The 16,214-nt window shown below is 45.1% G+C and carries 13 protein-coding genes; 12 read left to right on the plus strand and 1 reads right to left on the minus strand.

Annotation, left to right across the window (positions count from 1 at the left end):
* The first annotated feature begins 5 nt into the window (after positions 1-5).
* The 10 genes from ACYQ2O_RS03100 to argH all read left to right on the plus strand — a co-directional run bounded on the left by ACYQ2O_RS03100 (position 6) and on the right by argH (position 12,736).
* A complete protein-coding gene (locus tag ACYQ2O_RS03100) occupies positions 6-800 on the plus strand; it encodes a hypothetical protein (protein ID WP_459795960.1) in 795 nt (264 codons plus the stop codon).
* Positions 801-860: 60 nt separating this feature from the next.
* Positions 861-1,811, plus strand: coding sequence for an NAD(P)-dependent oxidoreductase (locus ACYQ2O_RS03105; protein WP_459795961.1), 951 nt, complete (start codon positions 861-863; stop codon positions 1,809-1,811).
* 447 nt (positions 1,812-2,258) lie between these two features.
* Entirely contained in the window at positions 2,259-4,067 is a 1,809-nt protein-coding gene (gene pepF / locus ACYQ2O_RS03110; protein ID WP_459795962.1) for an oligoendopeptidase F, read from the plus strand.
* A 674-nt stretch (positions 4,068-4,741) separates the two neighbouring features.
* Positions 4,742-6,013: an argininosuccinate synthase gene (locus ACYQ2O_RS03115; protein ID WP_459795963.1), complete on the plus strand. Its 1,272-nt coding sequence runs from the start codon at positions 4,742-4,744 to the stop codon at positions 6,011-6,013.
* A complete protein-coding gene (gene argC / locus ACYQ2O_RS03120) occupies positions 6,010-7,050 on the plus strand; it encodes an N-acetyl-gamma-glutamyl-phosphate reductase (protein WP_459795964.1) in 1,041 nt (346 codons plus the stop codon). Before ACYQ2O_RS03115 ends, argC begins: the two co-directional genes overlap by 4 nt.
* Before the next feature lie 10 nt (positions 7,051-7,060).
* Complete coding sequence (gene argJ, locus ACYQ2O_RS03125; protein ID WP_459795965.1) at positions 7,061-8,311, plus strand: bifunctional glutamate N-acetyltransferase/amino-acid acetyltransferase ArgJ; 1,251 nt, start codon at positions 7,061-7,063, stop codon at positions 8,309-8,311.
* A gap of 61 nt (positions 8,312-8,372) precedes the next feature.
* Entirely contained in the window at positions 8,373-9,254 is an 882-nt protein-coding gene (gene argB / locus ACYQ2O_RS03130; protein WP_459795966.1) for an acetylglutamate kinase, read from the plus strand.
* A complete protein-coding gene (locus tag ACYQ2O_RS03135; protein WP_459795968.1) occupies positions 9,251-10,432 on the plus strand; it encodes an aspartate aminotransferase family protein in 1,182 nt (393 codons plus the stop codon). Before argB ends, ACYQ2O_RS03135 begins: the two co-directional genes overlap by 4 nt.
* Positions 10,429-11,352, plus strand: coding sequence for an ornithine carbamoyltransferase (gene argF / locus ACYQ2O_RS03140; RefSeq protein WP_459795969.1), 924 nt, complete (start codon positions 10,429-10,431; stop codon positions 11,350-11,352). Before ACYQ2O_RS03135 ends, argF begins: the two co-directional genes overlap by 4 nt.
* Positions 11,342-12,736, plus strand: coding sequence for an argininosuccinate lyase (gene argH / locus ACYQ2O_RS03145; RefSeq protein ID WP_459795971.1), 1,395 nt, complete (start codon positions 11,342-11,344; stop codon positions 12,734-12,736). Before argF ends, argH begins: the two co-directional genes overlap by 11 nt.
* A 233-nt stretch (positions 12,737-12,969) precedes the next feature.
* Here the strand turns inward: argH and ACYQ2O_RS03150 are convergent, their stop codons facing one another.
* On the minus strand, positions 12,970-14,253 hold the full coding sequence (locus ACYQ2O_RS03150) for a BaiN/RdsA family NAD(P)/FAD-dependent oxidoreductase (protein ID WP_459795972.1): 1,284 nt from the start codon (positions 14,251-14,253) through the stop codon (positions 12,970-12,972).
* A 178-nt stretch (positions 14,254-14,431) separates the two neighbouring features.
* Between ACYQ2O_RS03150 and ACYQ2O_RS03155 the strand changes: the two genes are divergently transcribed.
* Both ACYQ2O_RS03155 and ACYQ2O_RS03160 read left to right on the plus strand, forming a co-directional pair.
* Positions 14,432-15,865 (plus strand): 6-phospho-beta-glucosidase, encoded by a 1,434-nt coding sequence (locus ACYQ2O_RS03155; RefSeq protein WP_346024653.1) that lies wholly within the window; start codon positions 14,432-14,434, stop codon positions 15,863-15,865.
* A 50-nt stretch (positions 15,866-15,915) separates the two neighbouring features.
* Complete coding sequence (locus ACYQ2O_RS03160; protein ID WP_459795973.1) at positions 15,916-16,053, plus strand: hypothetical protein; 138 nt, start codon at positions 15,916-15,918, stop codon at positions 16,051-16,053.
* The last annotated feature ends 161 nt before the right edge of the window (positions 16,054-16,214 follow it).

Below are 16,214 nucleotides of genomic sequence, written 5' to 3' on the forward strand. Positions count from 1 at the left end.
CAGACATGAGCAATAAACATTGGATCTTAGCTGTAGCAGTAATGGGACTGGGACTAAGTGCCTGCCAGCAGAATGAAGCCGTTCAGGAGGAAGAAGTGGCAGTGACCGTTGAAGAGCCTGCAGAAGATGCCGAAAATGATGGAGAAGTGTCCGTAGAAGCACCCGAAGAAGAAGCAGACGAGTTCCTGGAGGACTACCAGAGCCTTCTTGACCAGGCCAGACGAGAATATGAAGCCGACCAGCTGGATGCAGCAGCGGGGACATTGAGTCTTCTCATGGAAAATGATCTGGAGGAGTATCAAGACTTAAAAGAAGAAGCTGAAGGGCTTCTTGATGAAATCAGAGAAAATCAGGCTGAGAGAGCAGCGCAAGTTGCTGGAGCCCTAAGTGAAGAGTCCAGATATAAAGAAGAACGTCAGTCTGCCCTGTATTCTGATGACTACTTCAATACAACCGGACAATCGATGGAAGAAGCATCCGATGAGGAACTGGATGTCTGGTTCGCTCAGAAAGAAGAAGCTGAGGAAGAGTCTGACGAAGTTGAGCATGAATGGACAAAAGAAGAGGCAGAAAATTATGCTTTCGATCAGCTGATGCTTCATGAAAATCTGGCTTATGAAAAATACATTTATTTTGTCAACCAGGCAGAACAGGACTGGGTCAACATTGAAGTCAGAGAACCTGTCGAACAAGATGGGGTCGCATGGTCCAATATGATCGGCATCTACCGGTTCAATGTCTCTACTAATGAGCTTCAGAAACTTGATACGGTCACCGGACAGTATTCCTCTCTCCCTTAATCACTGATAGTTGAGTTTTTGAACAGGAATCTTTACACTATCAGAGAGGGAGTGAGTGATGTGACAAAAGTGATACTTAGTCTAAGACCATTTAAAGAAAAGCAGCTCGAGGCACTCAAAGAGAAGACAGAAGACTACACAGTGGCGTCTTCGCTTGATGAGGTCTCATCTACTTCAGATATCGAAATCGTTTATGGATGGAACAAGGAAGAAGGGGCCCGCCTTCTTGACAGTGACGATCTGAATGTCAAATGGATCCAGCTTGAATCTGCCGGGGTGGATTATATGGATCTGGAAAAACTAAAAGATAAAGGCATCGTGTTGACCAATGCGAGCGGCATACATAAGTATGCAATCGCAGAATCCATTATGGGCATGCTGCTGAGCTACACGAGAGGCATCGGCCATTCTATCCTGATGCAGAATCAGTCAAAATGGGACCAGGTCGATAAGGCACGTGAAATGAATCAGAAGACAATGCTGATCGTTGGTGCCGGTGAAATCGGCAAGCAGACCGGGAAACTGGCAAAAGCATTCGGGATGCATACGATAGGAGTCAACCGAAGCGGGCAAAAGGTCGAGTATATGGATGAGCAAGTAACTCAGGAAGATTTGAAAAAAGCTTTACCGCTGGCAGATGTCGTCGTCAATATTTTACCTCTGACGGATCAGACGAAGGACTTATTCGATCTCCACCTGTTTAAAGAAATGAAAGAAACAGCCATTTTCATCAATGTCGGACGCGGTCAGACTGTAGTGACTGATGATCTGCTGGAGGCACTAGATAAAGGATATCTGGACTATGCAGCTCTAGATGTGGTTCATCAGGAGCCGCTGCCGGAAGATCACCCGATTTACAAACGGAAAGATGTCTTGCTGACGCCGCATATATCAGGGACGCTTGACGATTATGACGAGAGTTTGTTCCCTGTATTTGAAGAAAACCTGGACGCTTACCTTAAGGGAGAAGACTTGCCGAGAAATGTAGTCAGCTACGAATCTGGCTACTGATACTGGGACCAGTAATTGAACAGAATAAGTGTACCTGTAAACTCATGAAGAGGCTGATTCTTTTCATGAGTTTTTTGCATTAATCTCTCCTCTAACTGCTCAGTACGATTATTAACTAAGAGTGCAAGTTACAAGGTCTTTAAAATCAGAATAGGGTTGAGAAGATGAATTGATGAGAAATATGACATACTCACAGAATCACTGTGCCAACTTAAGTAATCAAATATAAGGAACAGATCCACATTCTATTTGGACTGTTATCTCAAATAAATACTTTGAAAACTAGATTTTTCTTTAAAATTTGTTAAATGGTGCTATAATAAAATAAGAAAGTGAATAGAAAAAGTGATGACACTTTAATCAAGTGTTCATTTTTTAGACAAAACATGACACTTTGTCACATTGCTTCTGTTAGCTTTTCTTTATTACGAAGGGGAGATCACACACATGTCAGAACAATTATTTAAACGCTCTGAAGTAGCAGAAGAGTTAAAATGGGACCTGTCTGCTATTTTTGCAACAGAAGAAGAATTTAACCAGACGGCAGAACAGCTGCCTGAAGATGTCGCTGCATTTGCATCTAAGTATGACGGCAAGCTGGATGGTGCGGACACTGTCGTTGAGGCGATCAAAGAATACGAAGGCCTGATGGCTACTGCGTCTCATTTAGGTCAGTACGGACATCTGCCTGTCTCTGTAGATATTTCCGATGGGGAGGCCCAGCAGGTTACGCGTCGAGTCTCGAATATTCTGGCTGGCGTCAGTGCCAGACTGAGTTTCTTCCAGTCACAGCTTGAAGATCTGGACGAATCAACGTTGAATGCTGTAGTTGAAAAAGATGCAGCTTACGAGACATTTATCCGTAAAATCAAGAAATCCAAGCGTGCTAAACTGGATCCGAAAGTGGAAGAAGCTCTTGCTCAACTGTCACCCGTATTTAATGCACCATCTGAGATCTTTGAACAGGCGCGTTCGAATGATGCAGACTACGGGACATTTGAAGTGGATGGAAAAGAATACCCATTAAGCTTTGTCCTATATGAAGAAGTATATATGTACCACGAAAATCCGGAGATTCGTCGAGCAGCCTATGATAAGTTCAACCAGGTCCTCGGCAGCTACAAGAATGTTGTAGCGACTGCTTACTATACGCATCTACAGAAAGAAAAAACCTTATCAGTGATGCGAGGCTATGACTCAATCTTTGACTACCTGCTGGAAAGCCAGGAAGTCGATCAGGATCTGTACCATAGACAGATCGATACGATCATGACTGATTTCGCTCCAGTGATGCGAAAGTTTATTACACATCTGAAAGAAGTTCACGGACTGGACAAAATGACTTATGCCGACTTGAAAGTCGATCTTGATCCGGAATATACCCTTCCTGTGACTATCGATGAATCCAAAGATCTGGTTAAGGAAGCTCTGGCACCACTAGGTCAGGAGTATGTCGATATGATTCTGCGTTCGTATCCAGAACGCTGGGTGGACTTTGCTCAGAATATCGGAAAACGTTCCGGTGCGTTCTGCTCAACAACGTATGGCAAGCACCCGTATGTCATGGTGACATGGACAGGACAGCTGACTGATGCCTACACCTTGTTCCACGAACTGGGTCACGCCGGTCAAGGTGTTCTATCCAATGAGAACAACCCACTGACAAGCGCTCGTCCGTCACTTTATCTGATCGAGGGCCCATCCACGTTCAATGAGCTGCTGCTGACAGATTATCTGAAAAACAAGACTGACGACCCACGCATGGAACGATCAGTTTTGTCCAAAATGATATCACGTACTTATTTCCATAACTTTGTCACGCATCTGCTTGAAGCGGCTTATCAGCGTGAAGTGTACCGTCTGATTGATGCCGGTAAGAGTTTCGATGCGAACAAGCTGAGCGAAATTAAGCGTGATGTTCTGGAACAGTTCTGGGGCGATGCGGTTGAGCTGGAACCAGGTGCGGAACTGACTTGGATACGTCAGATCCACTACTACATGGGTCTTTATCCATATACCTACTCAGCTGGACTGACTATTGCTACACAGGCATTCCTCAAAATCAAGAGCGGGGATGAGTCTGTCGACGGCTGGCTGGAATTCCTGGCATTAGGTGGACAGAAAGTGCCTGCTGAAGCGCCGCTTGTTGCTGGTGTCGATATTACTACAGACAAACCACTGAAAGATACAATCAATTATCTTGATGAATCGGTCGATCGCATTATTGAACTGACTGACCAACTGAATAACAATTAAATAAGTAGTCGGCCTGTCACTTAGGTTGACCAAAGTAAAAAGTCAGAGTGGGTCAGCTACCCGATCTGGCTTTTTTGTTGATGACCCAAATAGACTTCGTTAAGTCCGACCAGACGGAAACAGACTACCTTGCATAAAACGATATACTAAAAACGAATATAAAATGCATACAAACACCTATAAAGAGCGTTTAATTCAAGAAATATACAATTAATTTAATATTATCTGTTGACAGCGACCGAAACATGTTGTACACTTCTTTTTAACATCAGAAATCAAGAAAGTAGATGATCCCCCTCATCCCAGCGAGTCAGCACAGAGTGGAAGGCTGACATGACCGGTCATCGAAACGAGCTTGTGAGATGCCTTCTGAGCAGGGTTGCAGTCAAGTTAGGCCGAATGAATCGGTCCAAGCGGATTGTCAGCATATTGAAATTAATTTACCTGTAAAGTAGTGCCGTGTGCAGCGTTAATGCAAAGAGTTGGCAGATAAAGAAAGAATTCATCCTTTCGAGCAAGGCATTATAGTTTAGACTGAAGAAGCCCTTGCTTCAACTGAATCTGCAAATAGAGTGGTACCGCGATGCAATCGTCTCTGTGTAAAGACACAGTGGCGTTTTTTTTATACCAAAAATTAATTCAATTAAAAGAAATCAGAAAAAGGAGAATGCAAAATGACTAACCAAACCTATAACAAAATTGTACTGGCATATTCTGGAGGACTTGATACATCAGTTATCATCCATTGGCTCAAAGAACATTACGGAAGTGAAATCATTGCAGTAACAGCAAATGTCGGTCAGGAAGATGAGCTGATCGGATTAGAAGAAAAGGCACTTAAAACTGGGGCATCCAAATTCTATCTGGCAGAAATCGAAGAGTCTTTTGTCTATGATTCAATTTTCCCGACGCTGAAAGCAGGAGCGATTTACGAGAATAAATACCTACTAGGAACAGCAACGGCACGTCCGATCATTTCGAAAGCACTAGTAGAAATAGCCAAGCAGGAAGGGGCCGATGCAATCTGTCACGGATGTACGGGGAAAGGGAATGACCAGGTCCGTTTTGAAATGGGCATTAAGGCACTGGCTCCTGAACTGGACATCATCGCACCTTGGAGAAGCTGGGACATTACTTCACGTGAAGAAGCTATTGACTACGCGGAAAAACATCAGATTCCTTTAAAAATATCCAGAGAAACCAATTACTCCAAAGATAAGAACCTCTGGCATTTATCGCACGAAGGACTGGATCTTGAAAATCCAATGAATGAGCCGAAATACGACGACATCCTGGAAATGAGTGTCTCGCCGGAACAGGCACCGGATGAAGCGGGTTATGTCAGTATTACCTTTGAAGAAGGGATTCCAGTTGCTGTCGATGGACAAGAAATGGACGGTGTCAGCCTGATCAAGACACTTAATGCCATCGGCGGCGAGCATGCAATAGGTATTCTGGATATGATCGAGAACAGACTGGTCGGTATGAAGAGCAGAGGGGTCTACGAAACACCGGGCGGAACACTCCTGTACTTTGCCCATGAGCAGCTGGAAATGATTACTCTGGATAAAGAAACACTGCAGCACAAGCAGGAGATAGCTCAGACATATGCCAAGCTGATCTACAATGGCCAGTACTTCACTCCACTGAAACAGGCTCTCGATGCATTTGTTGATGAAACACAGAAGACAGTCACGGGAACAGTCAAACTGAAAGTCTATAAAGGAAACATGATCGTTTCAAGCGTGGAATCTCCATACAGTCTGTATTCCGAAGCTTTTGCTACATTTGACGAAGACGATGTCTACAATCAAGGTGATGCTGAAGGCTTCATCAACTTATACGGTTTATCTAGTGTGATTCAGGCTGAAATGAAACAGAAAATGACTTATGGGAAAGCGGCAAATGAAACGGCAGCTCCGATTCAGTCAGGAAGCCATTTATGAGTATGATCCAAGTTGGAGTCTTAGGAGCGAGTGGGTATGTCGGATCGGAACTGATTGGGATACTGATGAAACATGAGGGTGTAGACATATCAGGTATCTCATCTGAAAACAATCAGGGTGCAGCGTTCTCGACGCTTTATCCGTCCTTTAAAGGCCAGTATGATGCTCAGTTTGAATCAAATCAGGAAGTGATCAGTAAGTCAGACGTGGTATTCATCTGCCTCCCTCATGGAAAAAGCGAAGGTATGGTGAAACAGTGCATGGATGAAGGAAAAAAAGTCATTGATGCCGGGGCAGATTTCAGACTGAATGATTTAAAACTATATGAAGACTGGTATGAGACAGAGATCACCTACCCTGACCTTCATAAAAAGGCGGTTTATGGTCTGCCTGAAATGAACAAGGAGGCCATCAGCCAGACGTCACTGGTAGCTAATCCAGGGTGTTACCCGACGAGTATTCTGCTTGGACTCTACCCGGCAGTATCGGAGCAGCTGATTGACACGGACAGGCTGATTATTGACGCCAAGTCTGGTGTGACGGGAGCAGGTAAAAGCTTATCAGCTGTCACGCATTTTGCCAACAAAAATGAAGCATTTAAGGCATACAAAGCCGGCACACATCGGCACACGCCTGAAATTGAGGAAAAGTTAGGTCAGATGGGTGCGGATAATGTAAAAGTATCATTTGTTCCGCATCTGCTCCCGGTCAACCGCGGTATACTCTCTACAATCTATGCGGACCTTAAAAGAGGGTCAGATTCTGAACACATACACGATCTCTACAAAAAATGGTACGCGAACGATCCGTTCGTCACTGTACTTGATTATGGGACGCTGCCGGATATAAGTCATGTGACGCATTCCAATCAGTGCCATATCGGGCTGACAGTGGATGAACGGACGAAACGTCTCATAATTGTCAGCGTCATCGACAATATGCAAAAAGGAGCAGCCGGACAAGCTGTACAGAATATGAACATTATGATGGGATTTAATGAAACCGAAGGACTAGCGATGGCAGCCCCGTCGTTTTGAGGTGATGATAATGAAAACGAGTATAAAAGAAAAACAAGGTAATAAATTGAAAAAGATCAGTGGGAATATTTGTGCCGCCAAAGGCTTCTCTGCTTCGGGTATTCATGCCGGTTTCAAGAAAAAGAGAAAGGATCTGGCACTGATCTATAGTCAGACACCGGCAGCAACAGCAAGTGTCTATACACAGAACAAGGTAAAAGGAGCTCCGCTTGAAATCACTAAACTGCACAGCATGAACGGGTTTGCTCAAGCTCTTATATGTAACAGCGGGAATGCCAACACATGCAACGCGAATGGCCTGGAGATTGCCAGTCAGACCTGTGCACTTGTAGCTGAGGCACTCAATATTTCTGAAACAGATGTCCTGGTGGCTTCAACGGGTGTCATAGGACAGCCGTTGTCGATTGACCCTTTTGTTTCAGGCATGTCAGATCTAGTCGATCAACTGCAGGATGATACTGGGAATGAAGCGGCTGAAGCCATTTTGACAACAGATACTGGAATCAAGGAGAGTACGGTAGCCTTTGAACTGGATGGCCAGACGGTTCACTTAGGAGGCATTTCTAAAGGAAGCGGCATGATTCATCCCAATATGGCGACTATGCTGGGATTTATAACAACTGACGCAGCGATAGAACCTGATTATTTAAACCAGGTGCTGAAAGACGTCGTATCAGACACCTTTAATATGATCAGTGTGGACGGCGATACCTCCACAAACGATATGGTCACCGTACTAGCAAACGGCCAGGCAGGGAATAAGCCGATCGATTCAGATACAGACCCGGACTATCATGTATTCAAAGAAGCACTGCACACCGTCTGTAAAGACTTGGCGATAGCCATTGCAAATGACGGAGAAGGGGCAGGGACCTTGATTACGTGTAACGTTCTGGACGCCGGAAATGAGCAGCAGGCAAAACTTCTGGCCAAGCAAATCATCAGCAGTAACTTGGTAAAAGCTGCAGTTTACGGAAGAGATGCCAATGTCGGTCGACTACTCTGTGCACTGGGTTACAGTGGGGCTGAACTGCCATATGAACAGATCGATATCTACCTGCGTGACGAGTTCTATAAAAGTGTCTGTGTCTGCGAAGAAGGAGCGATCCTGCCATTTGACGAAGATAAAGCCTACGACATTTTAGGCACAGAAAAACTGTTTATCGATATTTATTTATATGAAGGGAAAAGCAAAGCGACTGCCTGGGGATGTGACCTGACTCACGACTATGTCACCATCAACAGTGCCTACAGATCCTGATTGCATAATAAGATAAGTAGAAAAAGAGGATAGTTAGTAAATAAAAATAGAAGGAGTACCTATGAATTCATTTGATATGGCGGAGGTTCTGACAAAAGCCCTGCCTCATATTCAGCGATATGACAAGAAAATGGTCGTCATCAAGTACGGCGGCTCAGCGATGATGGACGAGTCACTGAAAAAGAGTGTTCTGAGTGATGCCATGCTTCTGGCAAAAGTCGGGATGAACGTGGTCATTGTGCATGGAGGCGGGCCTGACATCAATTACTGGCTGGATAAGGCTGATGTGACCAGTACCTTCGTCAATGGGCTGAGACAGACGAATCTGGAAACGATGGAAATCGTACAGATGGTTCTAGCCGGCAAAATCAATAAAGATCTTACCCGCATGATACAGTCATTAGGCGGCAAAGCGATGGGCATAAGCGGAGTAGACGGCGGCTTAGTCCAGGCGACCTTAAAAAATCCTGAGGACCTGGGAGCTGTTGGAGAAATCAGCCAAGTCAATACAGAAGTCATTGAAGATCTGGTCAGCGTAGGGTACATTCCAGTTATATCCTGTATAGGCATGGATGAAGATGGCAACAGCTGCAATATCAATGCAGATGAAATGGCAGGCGGGATTGCCAAAGCACTCAAGGCGGACAACTTTGTTCTCATGTCAGATGTGCCCGGCGTACTGGAAGATACATCTGATCCGTCGACCCTAATTCAACAAATAGAAATCAGCACTGTAGAACATTTATATCAGAATAACGTGATTAGCGGGGGGATGATACCGAAAGTCAGCTGCTGTAAGGATGCGGTTGAAAACCAAGTCAAGCAGGCAGTTATACTGGATGGTCGAATCCCGCATGCACTGATTATTGAATTTCTGACAGACAGCGGCATCGGGACCTTGTTCTACAAAGAAGAAAAAGAAGCTGAAAGGAGCCTGACATGAACACGATCGAGATGACGAATGACTATATCACGCCAACCTACAACCGTCTGGATGTGGTCATTCAGAAAGCAGAAGGCTGTACACTGACTGATGAAGATGGAAAAACCTATCTGGACTTCACAGCCGGGATAGGTGTCAACTCGCTTGGCTATAATCATAAGAAATGGGTCGAAGCCACTCAGAATCAGCTGAGTCAGCTCCAGCATGTGTCAAACTTGTACTATACAAAGCCTGCCGCCGAACTTGCAGGGAAACTGTGCCAAAAGACGGGCATGCAGCATGTACTTTTCGTCAATTCTGGTGCAGAATCAAATGAAGTGGCTATTAAAACAGCCAGAAAATATGGACATGAAACCCATAAGGATAAACATAAAATACTTACGCTCAAAAATTCTTTCCATGGACGGACAGTGACGACCCTGTCGGCCACTGGTCAGGATGTTTTTCATAAATATTTTGATCCATTCACCGAAGGCTTTGATTTCATTGATGCCAACGAGCCCACACAGATTATCGATAAAGCAGACGATACTGTCTGTGCCATCTTGATCGAAGCAATTCAGGGAGAAGGAGGCGTCGTTCCTCTTAAACCTGAATTTACTGAAGCAGTGTCCAAAGTCTGCCAGGAAAAAGATATCCTGCTCATCATCGACGAGGTTCAGACGGGGATCGGCAGAACAGGTACCTTATTTGCCTACGAACAGCTGGGGCTAAAACCGGATATCGTAACCAGTGCAAAAGGTCTGGGGAATGGCCTGCCGATCGGCGCAGTATTGTTTGGAGAAAAAGTAGCAGACACACTGAAAGCTGGAGACCATGGATCGACATTTGGCGGTAATCCGGTCGCAACAGCCGGTGCAAACATAGTTATAGATACCCTGACTGAGGAGTTTCTGGATCAGGTTAAGGAAAAAGGGGAGTATCTCAAAGCGCAGCTTGAAGCCATTGACGAAGTGGCTGCTGTTTCAGGCCTTGGGCTGATGCTTGGAATCAGTCTGAAAAGTCAATCAGTCAAGGATGTCATGCTGAAAGCTAAAGAGGAAGGCATTATGTGTCTGACCGCTAAGGGTAAGCTTCGCCTTTTGCCGCCACTGATTGTGACCAGATCTGAAATTGATGAAGCTGTCGCCTGTTTAAAGCATATCCTCACGGTTAAAGAAAAGGAGGCCATTACATGAATCATTTACTGAAATTATCGGATCTGTCAAAAGATGAGCTGCTCTCGATTCTTGAGACGGGCCACGACTTGAAGAAAAAACTGAAAGCTGGGGAAGAGACCCCCTATTTAAAAGGAAAGACCTTAGGAATGATTTTTCAGAAAGCATCGACGCGTACGCGTGTATCTTTTGAAGTAGGGATGAGTCAACTGGGCGGCAAGCCATTGTATTTGAGTGCACAGGATCTTCAGATGGGAAGAGGAGAATCGATTGAAGATACAGCAAAAGTCCTCTCACGTTACCTTGATGCAATCATGATTCGTACCTATGACCAAAGCGATGTCGAAGCACTGGCAGAGCACGGTTCCATTCCCATTATAAACGGCCTGACGGATCTGTATCATCCGTGTCAGATTCTGGCTGATTTAATGACTGTTCAGGAGTTCAAGGGAGAGCTTGAAGGACTCAAATTCGCCTTTGTCGGAGACGGGAACAATATGGCCAACTCACTGATCGTAGGGGCGCTACTTGCCGGTGCATCAGTTTCTGTTGCCTCTCCCCTAGGTTACCAGCCTGATCAGCATATACTTGATACCTACAGAGATCATCCAGGATTTCTACTGACTGAGAATCCATATGAAGCAGTCAAGGATGCAGATGTCGTCTTTACTGACGTCTGGGCCAGCATGGGAGATGAAGAAGAAGCTGAACAGAGAAAGCAGATATTCCAAGGTCTCTACCAGCTCAATTCAGATTTGTTGTCTGTAGCGAAGTCGGATGTCATGGTGCAGCATTGTCTGCCTGCTCATAAAGAGGAAGAAATTACGACTGAAGTTTTCAACGAACATGCCGCAGAAATTTTTGAAGAGGCAGAGAACAGACTACACGTACAAAAAGCCGTTCTCCTTCATCTAATGGGGGTTGCATCTTATGTCAGCTGATCAGAATAAAATCTGGCAGGGACGTTTCAGTGGTCAAAGTGCCGAGGAAGTGGATGTATTCAATTCATCAATCAGTTTTGACTATGTTCTTTATGAAGAAGACATTAAAGGCAGTATGGCTCATGCAAATATGCTGGGTAAACAGAACATCATTTCCGAAGAGGATGTATCAAGCATTCTGGAGGGACTGGAAGGTATTCTGATGGATATAAACAACGGCGCCCTTCAGTTCGACCCGAAAGCAGAAGATATTCATATGTTTATCGAAGCGGAACTCACCAGTCGGATAGGGGACGCAGGTAAGAAGCTCCATACGGGACGAAGCCGGAATGACCAGGTCGCACTGGATCTGAGGCTATATGTCAAAAAGCAGGCAGCTGAGATCACTGACCAGCTAGAGGCTTTCGAATCGGTGCTCATCAATCAGGCAGAGAAGCATACTGAAACGATCATGCCGGGGTATACCCATCTTCAGATTGCACAGCCCGTCACCTTTGCCCATCATCTACTGGCCTATGCACAGATGATACTGAGAGACATCAAGCGACTTAAGGAAGTGGCAGATCATACGGATAGCATGCCACTGGGTAATGGCGCACTGGCCGGAACCACCTATCCCCTCGACAGGCAGTTTGTTGCGGATCAACTTGGGTTCAAGACGGTTACCGCCAACAGTCTGGATGGTGTTTCCGACAGGGATTTCGTTCTAGATATGGCTTACGCTTTGAGCATGGTCATGATGCACCTGTCCAGACTCTCAGAAGAAATTATTTTATGGTGCTCTCAGGAATTTAAATTTGTTGAACTGAATGATGCTTTTGCAACAGGGTCATCCATTATGCCTCAGAAGAAAAACCCTGATGTAGCTGAACTGGTCCGCGGGAAAACGGGACGCGCCTACGGAAATCTTCAGACCCTTCTGACCATGATGAAAGGTATTCCACTCGCCTATAATAAGGATATGCAGGAGGACAAAGAAGCTTTGTTCGACAGCATCAGTACAGTGAAGCTAGCCTTGTCAGCCATGATTCCAATGATGGAGACAATGAGTGTCAATGTCGACCGCATGCGTGACGCGGCGTCTAAAGGCTTCATCAATGCGACAGATTGTGCGGATTACCTGACTAAAAAAGGACTGCCCTTCAGAGAAGCATACGGAGTGATCGGTGGGCTCGTGAAGTATTGTATCGAGGAAGACCTCACGCTGGAAGAGCTGCCTCTCGAGACCTATCAATCCTTTCATGAACTATTCGAGCAGGATATATACTCTGTCATCGACTTGTCCACCTGTGTGAATAAACGCGACATTGAAGGCGGACCGGCTCCGTCAGCAGTGAAAAAACAGCTCGCCGTGCTGAAAGAGCAGCTGGAAATTGTAGATTAGAAATGTGTAAAGCGGTGTGACTGTAGTTCAGACTTAAAGAATGCGATGAGCTGCATTATAGAAGCAATAGACTCTACTTCAGCATGCAAAATTCCGGCTGAACTTTACTGAGTATAAAAAGAATGCAGTTCAGGACCCGATTAAGGTTCTGAACTGCATTTTACCGTGCCGACAGTATACTTCAGCGGCTGCAGACTGCCTAAACTAAAGCCTGAGCGACCTGATTTCTCAAATTAGTCCGCTGCCTTCATACTCAAAGCGGTCTGGGCCGCATGCATACCGGCCAGTCTACCTGTAATAAAGGCACCAGTGATATTGTATCCGCCAGTGTAGCCGTTATAGTCCAGTATTTCACCGGTGAAATACAGATTCTGCATCAACTTGCTTTCCAAGGTCTTTGGATTCACTTCTTTCGTGTGAACACCGCCACCTGTAACAAATGCTTTTTCAATCGGAAGAGAGCCATGAACATTGAAACGGAAATCCTTCAAAAAGGTAATAAGGGCATCGACTTCTTTAGGCGTCAACGTCTTGAAGGCACGTTCACTTTCGATCCCCGCCTGTTCCAGCCCAAACAAAATGTAGCGCTCAGGCCCGAACTGCTTCATAGTATTTTTCATGCTCTTTTCGCCTTCTTTTTTCATCAGGCGTTCAATGGTCTGATTAAGCGACCCTGGTGTCTCATCCGGCAGACTGTCCAGACTCATGACAGCATGATCAGTCTTATCGCGCTTCATCGTCTGCAGAACAAACATCGAACAGCGCAGAACAGCTGGACCGGAGATGCCGAAGTGAGTGAAGATCATATCCATTCGGTGGGAGATAGCCTGTTTTCCTTTTTTATTGATGACTTTTAAGTCTACATCTCTTAGAGAAATTCCCTGAAGTGTGCGGTCCTGAATGAACGGTTCTTCAGACGTGATCGGCACTTCGGTCGGATACAATTCCTTGATCGTGTGTCCGGCTTTTTTTGCCCATTTGTAGCCGTCACCAGTCGACCCAGTTTTAGGCATGGCACGTCCGCCAGTTGACAGAATAACCGAATGGGCATAAAGAACACGTCCATCCATAAGTTTTACTCCGTTGACAGCCCCGTCTCTATACAGCACTGTTTCAACAGGTGCATTGGTATGCACATCAACTTTTGATTCTTCCATGATCTGAGTCAGGGCATTGACGATCGTCCGGGACTTGTCCGTGATCGGAAACATTCGTCCGTGGTCTTCTTCCTTCAGCTTGATTCCACGAGACTGGAAAAAATCCATAATATCGTAGTTGTCATACTGATAAAACGCACTGTAAAGAAAGCGTCCGTTCCCAGGTATATGCGTAATGATTTCTTCTTTATCTCTATTGTTAGTGACGTTACAGCGGCCATTTCCAGTTACCAGAAGCTTACGGCCGACGAACTTGTTCTTTTCGACCAGTCCGACAGTCGCTCCATGTTCCGCGGCTGAAATGGCAGCCATCATGCCGCTCGTGCCGCCACCGACGACTAGTACATCATAATGAGTCATTTGTGTTCCTCTTTTCTCTAAAAACCTGCATCCTTGACACTTTACCATAATAATGACGGCCTAGCCACAGGATTACGCATTCCTCACATTTTTGTCAGAATTCGCTTGTATGTAATGGATTACACGCTTTAAACTGAAAAAGTAAACAGTTAGAAAACAGACAACAGGAGGAATAAATATGGGATTTAGAAAAGACTTTTTATGGGGCGGCGCTACTGCAGCCAACCAGCTTGAAGGGGGATACGATCAAGGTGGACGAGGACTGGCTAACGTCGATGTCGTCCCAATCGGAGAAGACCGTCCGGCTATCATTACAGGCCAGATGAAGCATTTCGATTTCGATGAGGACCATTTCTATCCGGCTAAAGAAGCCATCGATCATTACAATCGTTTCAGAGAAGATATCGCATTGTTCGGAGAAATGGGATTCAAGACTTACCGCCTGTCTATTGCCTGGACACGTATTTTTCCTAAAGGCGATGAAAAAGAGCCTAACGAAGAAGGTCTGAAATTCTACGAAGATTTATTTAAAGAATGCCACAAGCATGGCATCGAACCTTTAGTAACGATTACTCACTTCGACTGCCCGATGCATTTAATTAAAGAGTATGGCGGATGGCGCAACCGTAAAATGGTTGATTTCTACGAAAACCTTACACGCACGCTGTTCACGCGATATAAAGGTCTAGTTAAATACTGGCTAACATTCAATGAAATCAACATGATTCTGCATGCACCATTCATGGGTGCCGGACTGGCATTTGAAGAAGGCGAAAATCAGAAGCAGGTGAAATACCAGGCTGCACACCATGAACTGGTTGCGAGTGCACTGGCAACTAAGATTGCTCATGAAGTGGATCCGGAAAATCAGGTCGGATGTATGCTGGCCGCAGGAAAATATTATCCTAATACGCCTCATCCAAGAGACGTTCGTGCCGCTCAGGAAGCCGATCATGAGAACTACTTCTTCATCGATGTTCAGTCGCGTGGAGAGTACCCTGCATACGCACTGAAAGAACTGGAACGTGAAGGCATCGAGATCGAAATGACTGAAGAGGACAAGGCTCTTCTTAAAGAGCATACTGTTGACTTCATTTCATTCTCTTACTATTCATCCCGCGTTGCATCAGGCGATCCAAAGGTAAACGAGAAAACGGCTGGAAATATCTTTGCTTCAGTTAAGAACCCCTATCTTGAAGCCAGCGAATGGGGATGGCAGATCGACCCACTTGGGCTGCGCATAACAATGAACGATATTTACGACCGTTATCAGAAGCCATTATTCATCGTTGAAAATGGACTGGGAGCCATCGACGAGCCGGACGAAAATGGCTACGTGGCAGATGACTACCGCATCGACTATCTTGCAGCGCATATCGACGCAATGAAAGATGCCGTTGAACTCGACGGAGTAGACTTGATGGGCTATACCTCATGGGGCTGTATCGATCTGGTCAGTGCCGGAACAGGTGAGATGAAAAAACGTTACGGCTTCATCTATGTTGACCGTGATAACGAAGGAAACGGAACGCTTGAACGCAAACCTAAGAAATCCTTCAACTGGTACAAAAAAGTCATCGCATCAAATGGCGAAGACTTGAGTAATGACTAAGTAATGATATTTTGACAAAAAGAACCCTTCGATTTTTTGAAGGGTTCTTTTTGTCTATCGCCTTAAAGACCGGCTATAATCAGGGTGAAGATTATCCTAAGCCGATCGTTAACCATAAGCGAAGCAGAGAACTGGCTATTCAGGCCTATGAAGAAAGCAAGAATAAGGTCCTAGGTGAACATGATTAAATAATAAATGAAAAAAAGACAGCTCCTTAAAAGAGAGGGTGCTGAAAAAGAAACCCTTTTTAAGGGCTATAAATGGGTAAAATAAATAATCAGTGATTATCTGGTAAATTTCAAGGCATTTACACAGGTAGCACTGATTATTTTTGTTTGTGTTCTATTAA

The sequence above is a fragment of the Alkalibacterium sp. m-11 genome, assembly GCF_054658155.1.